The organism is Kangiella sp., from assembly GCF_014762745.1.
Classification (GTDB): domain Bacteria; phylum Pseudomonadota; class Gammaproteobacteria; order Enterobacterales; family Kangiellaceae; genus Kangiella.
Window position 1 is genome coordinate 1 of the sequence record NZ_JABURJ010000003.1, and the last position, 1,507, is coordinate 1,507.

Below are 1,507 nucleotides of genomic sequence, written 5' to 3' on the forward strand. Positions count from 1 at the left end.
TACTCTGAAAATCATAAGTCGCCCCCTCCGTTGAGGCATCCAGAGGTATACTCAGATGGGCTTACTTCATACAAAGGAGACGACTTATGCAACTCTACTGCGGAATCGACCTTCACTGCAACAACTCTGTTATTTCAATTATTAATGAACACGACCATGTGCTCCAAGAAAAACGGCTTGATAATTGTTTGGAGCAAATTATTAGTTTCTTAACTCCGTACCAATCAGAATTATCGGGTGTGGTCATTGAATCCACTTACAATTGGTATTGGCTCGTTGATGGTTTGATGGAGTCTGGCTTTCCCGTTCACCTTGCCAACACGCTCGCAATACAGCAATACAATGGGCTCAAGTATACCAATGACTCTACTGATGCGAGGTTTCTCGCTCATTTGCTACGGTTAAACATCCTTCCAAAAGGTTATATCTATCCCAAAGCCATGCGCTCGGTACGCGACCTGCTACGTCGAAGGCTCTTATTAATTAAACAGCGCACGGCTCATCACCTTAGTTTGCAAAGCATGATTAACCGGCATACTGGACAGCGTCTAAAGGCACTTCAGATTAAGCAATTAGAAAAAGAAGCTCTAGGTGATTATTTTACTGATCGAGCAAGCCTACTTACAGCACGATGCGAATGGCAGCTCATGCAGGATTTGACACAGCACATTGAATCTATTGAACACTTTGTTTTGACAGACTGCCAAGAGAGTCGAGGCTTCGCCATTCTACAAAGTACGCCCGGGATCGGCAAAGTTCTTGCTATGACTATTTTGTTGGAAACGGGGCCGATAGAGCGCTTTCCAAAGGTTGGAAATTACTCCTCCTATGCTCGCTGTGTCCCATCAGATAAAATCAGCAATGGGAAATCAAAGGGTAAAGGAAATACCAAAAATGGTAATCGCTATCTTGCGATGGCGTTTGTCGAAGCAGCGCATTACGCAACTATATGGAATCCTCATATTAAACGTGTGTATCAACGCAAACTAAGAAAAGTGCCAACCATGGTGGCCAAAAAGGCAATAGCCAATAAACTAACTCGTGCTTGCTATCACATGCTGAAAGACAACACGATATTCGATGTAAAGCGTGCTTTCGGATAACGGTTTTTTGGCGAGGAGATCAAATGGGGTATGGTTAGTAACCCAGAGCTCTGAATATCCTTCGCCACTTATTTAATAAGGTTTAGTGAAGTGCACTCTGCGTAAGCTCAACGGAGGCTGACGATTAGTCTTTAACTCTGTACCAACTAGCTACTCAGGGGTACTGATTATTTAATGGGGCATAAAAAATGCCAGGGACAACAGCTTAGCTCTTAAAAAGGGTACTGGTTGTCTTGATCCTGATGGGTGACTGAAGCACTTCGTTACAGAAGTAGCCTGACAATTAAAATCGGCCGTACTTTGCGATAACCTAAGAAATTGAAATCAAATTATTGGTGCATAGATGCGCTTCGATTAAACTCACCCTATTGACAGCTAGCGACTTATGGGTGACCCCATTAATT

The 1,507-nt window shown here is 43.2% G+C and carries 1 protein-coding gene; it reads left to right on the forward strand.

Annotated elements, in window-relative coordinates; genetic code table 11:
• Positions 1 to 86 precede the first annotated feature (86 nt).
• Positions 87 to 1,103 (forward strand): IS110 family transposase, encoded by a 1,017-nt coding sequence (locus HUJ19_RS00015; protein ID WP_290621509.1) that lies wholly within the window; start codon positions 87 to 89, stop codon positions 1,101 to 1,103.
• The last annotated feature ends 404 nt before the right edge of the window (positions 1,104 to 1,507 follow it).